The organism is Streptacidiphilus anmyonensis (genome assembly GCF_000787855.1).
Lineage (GTDB): Bacteria > Actinomycetota > Actinomycetes > Streptomycetales > Streptomycetaceae > Streptacidiphilus > Streptacidiphilus anmyonensis.
Genome location: NZ_BBPQ01000113.1, coordinates 1 through 6,753, shown reverse-complemented (window position 1 = coordinate 6,753; position 6,753 = coordinate 1). Strand labels below are relative to the sequence as shown.

Here is a 6,753-nt window from a genome sequence, read left to right as displayed (position 1 = left end):
GCCCCGCCACTCCCTCGAGGGAGTGGCGGGGCTCCGCGCCTACCTGGGTAGCGGGCTCGCGGGTGGACGGGCTCGCGGGTGGACGGGCTCGCGGGCAGACTGGAGGACATGCCAGAGCTGCCGGAGGTGGAATCGCTCGTCCAGTTCCTCGGCGAGCATCTCGTCGGACGGACAGTCGAGCGGGTCTTCCCGGTCTCGGTCGCCGCACTGAAGACCTACGATCCTCCGATCACCGCGCTCGAAGGGCACACCTTCGACGGCGCGGGCCGGTACGGCAAGTTCCTCGACCTGCGGGTCGGGGAGCTGCATCTGGTGATCCACCTCGCCCGGGCCGGATGGGTGCGGTGGAGCGACAAGGTGCCGCCCGAACCGCCCCGCCCGGGCAAGGGTCCGCTGGCCCTGCGGGTGCGACTCGTCCCGACGGACTCGGGTGCCTCGCAGGGGTTCGACGTCACGGAGGCCGGGACGCAGAAGCACCTCGCGGTCTGTCTGGTCCGGGACCCGCAGGAGGTCCCCGGCATCGCGCGCCTCGGCCCCGACCCGCTGTCCGGGGAGGTGACGCCCGAGGCCTTCGCCGCGCTGCTCGCGTCGGAGCGGCGGCAGGTCAAGGGCGTCCTCCGCGACCAGGCCGTACTCGCGGGCATCGGGAACGCATACTCCGACGAGATCCTGCACACGGCGCGGCTGTCGCCGTTCAAGCTGGCCGCGAACCTGAGCGCGGAGGAGGTGGCCGGGCTCTACACGGCCATGCACACCACGCTGACGGACGCTGTCGAACGCGCCCGCGGGCTGCCGCTGCGCGACCTCAAGGCCGAGAAGAAGAGCGGTCTGCGCGTCCACGGCCGCACCGGGGAGCCCTGTCCGGTGTGCGGCGACACGATCCGCGAGGTCTCCTTCGCGGACTCCTCCCTGCAGTACTGCCCCACCTGCCAGACCGGCGGCAAGCCCTTGGCCGACCGCCGGCTGTCACGCCTGCTGAAGTAGCGACCGCTTCGCCGCCTCCGTCACGCTGCCACGCCGCCGCTCCCTCGCTCAGGGCCGGCTGGTGCGAGGGCTCCGCGCTGCGGTCTCCCGGATCAGCCCGAGTGGGCCTCGACGAACTCCTCGCCCAGCACCTCGTGGGCCGCCTTGAGGTGGTCGAGGTCCACCTCGCCGTGCTCGGCGGCGTGACCGTCCAACGCCTTCAGGATCCGGTCCACCGGCTCGTGGGTTCCGCCGAGCCGCTGCTCCGCGAAGACGGCGATCCCGAGCTTGAGGAACAGCTTCGCCGCGTGGCGGTGCTCGGCGTGCTCGCTGAGCACCTCCTCCCCCGCACCCACGCCACGCTCGACCATCTCGACGGCCCGCTCGATGAAGCTCATGCACCCCTCCGGTGACACCCGAATCCCTTGCGTCACCGCATCGGTGACGCTCCGCCGCGTACCTTATGGCAGCCGGTGATCACCGCGCAGCGGTGGGCAGGTCACGTTTTCGCAGCTCGGGCGCGTAGGGCGCGCTCCCCACGGAACACTCCATCGAGCGATGGCATCACTACTCTCCGCAACATAGAGTGGGCCTGATCGATGGGTTTGTACACGGCTCACCCCCCGATGCCTTGAGAGGCGTGGGGCTGCTCGGGGCTCGGGAGGAGGTGCGTCGCCATGGGATCCGGCAACGGTTACCGCGTCGACGTGACCGCGTTGCAGTCCACGGTGCGCCAACTGCGTGCCATCGCCGACGGCCTGGACACGGCGAGGTCGTCCGCCCGCTACGACACCGCCATCCCCCAGGGCACCCTGGGCACCGGCTTCGCCGGCGCGGCGGCGCTGGCCGAGAAGCACGACGAGATGCGCGACTGGCTGGGTTCGATGATCGCCGAACTCCAGGGGTTCATCGAGCAGTACAGCGGCGAGACGCGGTCGGCAGCCGAGGCGTACGAGGAGCAGGAACACCGCACACAGCAGGACTTCTTCTCTGCGGCGGCGTCGGCGGGCGCCGGTGGTGGCATCGCATGAGCGGGAGAGGCGGCGCCGGTGGCCCTTCTGGGGCTTCCGGTTCTGGAGGACGGTTCGACGGCGCAAGCATCACCGCTTTGCGCGCGATGCTCGCGGGCTCCGACCCGGGCACGCTGGACACGGTGGCGGCGCGGTGGGCAGCGGTCGACCTGGCCCTCCAACAGGCCCAGGAGGACCTCCTCCACCACACCCGCGCAGCCACCGCGCACTGGACGGGCACCGCAGCAGACGCGTTCACGGCCCGCGCCACCCAACTCCACCAGGCCATCGGCGACGGCGCCGCCTACGCCTCCCACGCTTCTTCCGGCGTCTCCTACGCGGCCGAAGCCCTCCGAGCGGCCCGCGTCGACATGCCGCCGGAACCAGCGTCCCTGGAGGGCGTGCTGACGTCCGAGCAGGCCCTGACAACCGGGGCGCCGGCGGACGCGCTGCACGAGCAACAACGGCGACATGCGGTGGCGGTGATGAAGCAGCTGGAGCAGAGGTACGCGGCGGCCGCCGAGATGATCGGGACACCCGGCACTTCAAGGATCAACTTCGACCGCGGGGTATTTCATGATGACCCGCTCCAAAAATCGCAAGCCGCGTCGCAAGATAAATCCGAAAGGCTGGAAAATGCAGACTCCTTTCCAGACGACCGCCAAGGGGAAGCCTCACACGCTGCTGACTCTGCGCAGGCTACTTCGCACCAAGTGGGCGGCGGGCGCGAGTCTCTGCCATCTGTCAAATATCCTCGGTTTGCGAGTTCCGGGATAAGAGAAAACGGATTTGAAGCGAGCCCGCAAGCAAGCCTCGATCAGTGGTGGCAAAGTTCTTCGCACAACCTCCACGCAGGTACCACCTTCCCGCAGGCCTCCACTTCACATGCAGATCTTCGCACTCCAACAACATCATCTGACCCCATGGAAATCCAACCCATTGGATCGAATCCCTCAATTGGCTCCGACTCGTTCGCACCCCTCCCGCAAGAAAACAGAATTGTCCTACGAAGCTCTTCGGCAAGCCAACGCCCCCGCGCAGATTTTTCCGTTTCTACCCGGAATCCGACAGAGGGGAGTAGCCGATCCGATTTCTCCATTGATTCAAAGCCCGTCAGCAGCGGAAACAGTTCCAAGGATCCGCTCCAACCGAATCCCAGGCGCGGCACGGCGCTGGGCTCAAATGGAGACCTGCAAAGCATGCCCATACATGCAGGGCTTGAACGGATTTCTCGGCGTGCCCGAAGACAACGCCCACCATATCTGACCGAGGAGCCGTGGAGTTGGATTCCACCTTCCTGCGCAAATCCGCCAGTCATCGACAAATAGTCACGGAAGAGGAATGATCGCGATCGCTCGAAAAGCATTCAGCTGGCCCTTGGCCGTATGCAGCATTTTCTTTCTTACACTCACGGCATGCATGGCGGACTCCGCCCGCAGCGCCCAATGGCCCCTTGATTCCTTTCGAGTCCACAGTGAGGTTTGGCCGCATTCTGAAGGCAGAGGAATCATCGTTGCGGTCATCGACAGCGGAGTCAGGTCAACGCATCAGGATCTGACTGGACAAATGGTCGGCGGGAAGGACCTCATCGACCACAGAGACTCACCAACCACTATTGATCACGACGGTCACGGCCATGGAACTGCCATGGCGAGCCTGATCGTTGCCCACGGACATGGATCCGGAAACAACGATGGGGTGGCCGGCCTAGCTCCTCAGGCAAAAGTCATGCCACTCGCCATCGACACCGGGCCAAACAGCCTCCAGGAAGCATCAGAGGCAATCTACTTTTCGGTCAATCATGGTGCACGCGTGATCAACATGTCATTCGCAACCCCATCCGGAACGCCAACCATGCGGAGCGCAGTCGCCTACGCCATTTCGCACGACACCGTGGTAGTGGCCGGGGCTGGCAATGCCGGGGCGGATTCCCTCGCATGGCCGGCGGCGTACCCCGGGGTGGTGTCCGTTGGGGCGGTGGATGTAGACGGGAAGCCGTGGGTGGATTCGAACTACGGGCCAGGGCTCACGTTGACCGCGCCCGGGGTCGACATCGTGGCCGCTGGGGCGAGCAGCGACAGTGAGTACCGGTTGTCCGACGGGACAAGTGATGCTGCGGCGTATGTCTCCGCCGAGGCGGCGTTGGTGCGGGCGGAGTATCCGCGGTTGACCGCTGGGCAGGTGGTGAATCGGATGGTCAAGTCGGCCGTGAACCCCACCGGGCGGGTGCATGACGATCACTACGGCTACGGGATCATCCGCCCTGATGCGGCGCTCACGTTCGATATTCCGGCCGGGCCGCCCGAAGGGCCCTTGAAGCAGCTGGGTGCGGCCGGCAGGACGGTAGGGACGCCCGTGGCCGTCGCGGCGGAGCCGACGGCTGGGGAGAGGCGGAGCGGCGGGGTTGGGGACGGGGTCGTCGGCGCGGTGAGTGGGGTCGCGGTGGTGGGGGTTGGTGGGGCGTGGTGGGCGTGGCGGCGGCGGAAGGGGAGAGGGGTGGGGTGAGCGCGGTTGCGGATCTTGCGGGGGTGGCGTGGCATGGAAACCTGGTGGACCGCGCCTGGCGGTGTGTGGGAGAGGAGCCGAGAGATGGGGGATCGCGCTCCGACCCGGCCAGGGAGGGCGAGGGCGGGTCGGCTGCTGCTCCTGCTGCCTCTCGCGCTGATGGCGCTGATCGCCACCACGGACATCATCGCCCCGGCTGACATCCACCTCGGCCCCCTGCTGGTTGTCGCGCCGGCGATCACCGCCTCGTTCGCCGGGCCGCGGGCCACCGCGGCGATCGGGGCGCTGTCGGTGGTGACTCTGGTCAGCATCGGCGCCACACGAGGCGTGCTCACGACGGAGAATCTGGAGGTGCAGATCGCCTCGCTCGTCCTCATCGGGGCGTTCATCGTCGTCTTCGCCGCGCTGCAGGAGCGGCGCGACCTCGAGCTCGAGCGGGCGAGGACCGTCTCCGAGGCGACGCAGCGGGTGCTGTTGCGGCCGCTGCCGACGCGGGCCGGACCGCTGCGGCTCGCGTCCGAGTATTACGCCGCGACCGTGGGCGCGCGCATCGGTGGGGACCTCTATGCCGCGGCGCGGACGCAGCACGGGACCCGGCTGGTGATCGGCGACGTGCGCGGCAAGGGGCTGGAGACGCTCGGCGACGCCGCGCTGCTGCTGGGCGCGTTCCATGCGGCCGCGCACCGTCAGTCGCCGCTCCCCGAGTTGGCCGCGTCGCTGGAGGACAGTGTGAGCTGGGGCCTGGCCGAGGTCGCGGCGAGCGACGAGGCCGTGGGCGCGGACATCGGGGAGCGGTTCGTGACCGCTGTGATCGTGGACATCCTGGACGACAGACCGCTGCTGCAGCTGATCAGCTGTGGCCACCCGCCGCCTCTGCTCCTGCACGAGGGGCGGGCGGCGTTCCTGGAGATGGTGCAGCAGTGTCCGCCCCTGGGTCTTGGCCTGGGGCCGGGACCGGCGGTGGCGGACTACCCCGTGACCGACTTCCGGTTCGAACGCGGGGACGTGCTCCTGCTCTACACGGACGGGCTGATCGAGGCCCGGGACGGTGACGGCCGGTTCTACCCCCTACAGGAACGCGTCGAGGCTCTCGCGGCCATGGCGACCGTGAACGGGGACGGGAGCGGGGGCGGGAACGGGAACGGCGGCGGCAGCGGGGGGCCGGGTCCGTTGTCACCCGCGGAGCTGATGCGGCTCCTCACCGAGGACCTGCAGCAGCACCTGGGGGGCCCCGTGCAGGACGACACGGCGATGATCGCCGTGATCCGGTCCGACGACGAGCCGAACGCGGCGAGGCGTGGCTGAATCCGTCGGCTTCGGGCCGTCCGGCGTGGTGCCCCGCACCGGACGGTCTGGGGGCCCTTGGCGTACGTCAGCTGGCTGGTGAGCGCGACGACGTCGTCGTGGACGGTGACGGGGTCGTCGCCGGTGGCGACGACCAGCCCGTAGGCCTCCGCTACCCGATCGACCAGGCCGTCGTAGCCGCGGGACGGGAGCGAAACGCGGGACGAGTCTTTCGCTCAAATGTTCGAGTGAAGCGGTAGTCTCGTTTCATGGGCCTCTCCACACCGCTCCAGGGTTCCCTCTTCGACGAGGTCGAGGAGACGCACCTCAGGCCGCTGCACCAGCACACTCCCGAACGAATCGGCCTCGGGGCCGGCGCCTGGATCGACCTGCTCCCCGGCTGGCTGGTCGGCGCCGACGCGCTGTTCGAACGGCTTGCGACGCAGGTCCCGTGGCAAGCGGAGCGACGGAAGATGTACGACCGGGTCGTCGACGTGCCGCGACTGCTGGCGTTCTACGACGAGGACGACCGGCTGCCCGACCCGCTGTTGCGCGAGGCGCGCGAGATGCTCAGCGTCCACTACACGCAGGAGCTGGGCGAGCACTTCGCGACGCTCGGGCTGTGCTTCTACCGCGACGGACGGGACAGCGTCGCGTGGCACGGGGACACCATCGGCCGTGGGAAGAGCGAGGACACCATGGTTGCCATTCTCTCCGTCGGCGAGCCGCGCGCCCTGCTGCTGCGACCGCGTCCGGAGGCGGGGATGTCGGGCACCACGGTGCGCCAGCAGCTGGGGCACGGGGATCTGATCGTCATGGGTGGGTCATGCCAGCGCACCTGGGAGCACGCGATTCCGAAGACCGCCCGCCCTGTCGGGCCGCGCATCAGCATCCAGTTCCGGCCGCGCGGCGTGCGGTAGTTCGGCATCTGGGCGTGGGTGTGGGCCGCTCCCCGGGTGGGGTGGGGAGCGGCTGGGTTGGGGGCGGTTGG

The 6,753-nt window shown here is 68.5% G+C and carries 7 protein-coding genes; 6 read left to right on the top strand and 1 reads right to left on the bottom strand.

Going from position 1 to position 6,753, the window contains the following annotated elements; genetic code table 11:
* The first annotated feature begins 108 nt into the window (after window positions 1-108).
* A complete protein-coding gene (locus TR50_RS40640) occupies window positions 109-984 on the top strand; it encodes an Fpg/Nei family DNA glycosylase (protein WP_042435110.1) in 876 nt (291 codons plus the stop codon).
* A 92-nt stretch (window positions 985-1,076) separates the two neighbouring features.
* On the opposite strand, the gene TR50_RS40635 is transcribed toward TR50_RS40640, so the two are convergent.
* Window positions 1,077-1,361 (bottom strand): hypothetical protein, encoded by a 285-nt coding sequence (locus TR50_RS40635; protein WP_052441867.1) that lies wholly within the window; start codon window positions 1,359-1,361, stop codon window positions 1,077-1,079.
* A 279-nt stretch (window positions 1,362-1,640) separates the two neighbouring features.
* Here TR50_RS40635 and TR50_RS40630 point away from each other — a divergent pair, with 279 nt between their 5' ends.
* The 5 genes from TR50_RS40630 to TR50_RS40615 all read left to right on the top strand — a co-directional run bounded on the left by TR50_RS40630 (window position 1,641) and on the right by TR50_RS40615 (window position 6,682).
* Window positions 1,641-1,994, top strand: coding sequence for a hypothetical protein (locus tag TR50_RS40630; protein ID WP_042435069.1), 354 nt, complete (start codon window positions 1,641-1,643; stop codon window positions 1,992-1,994).
* Between the two features lie 77 nt (window positions 1,995-2,071).
* A complete protein-coding gene (locus tag TR50_RS46330) occupies window positions 2,072-3,301 on the top strand; it encodes a WXG100 family type VII secretion target (RefSeq protein ID WP_152648913.1) in 1,230 nt (409 codons plus the stop codon).
* 13 nt (window positions 3,302-3,314) lie between these two features.
* A complete protein-coding gene (locus TR50_RS45085; protein ID WP_084701853.1) occupies window positions 3,315-4,478 on the top strand; it encodes a S8 family serine peptidase in 1,164 nt (387 codons plus the stop codon).
* Between the two features lie 84 nt (window positions 4,479-4,562).
* Complete coding sequence (locus tag TR50_RS40620; RefSeq protein WP_042435067.1) at window positions 4,563-5,783, top strand: PP2C family protein-serine/threonine phosphatase; 1,221 nt, start codon at window positions 4,563-4,565, stop codon at window positions 5,781-5,783.
* Window positions 5,784-6,031: 248 nt separating this feature from the next.
* Window positions 6,032-6,682 (top strand): alpha-ketoglutarate-dependent dioxygenase AlkB, encoded by a 651-nt coding sequence (locus tag TR50_RS40615; RefSeq protein WP_042435064.1) that lies wholly within the window; start codon window positions 6,032-6,034, stop codon window positions 6,680-6,682.
* Window positions 6,683-6,753 lie beyond the last annotated feature (71 nt).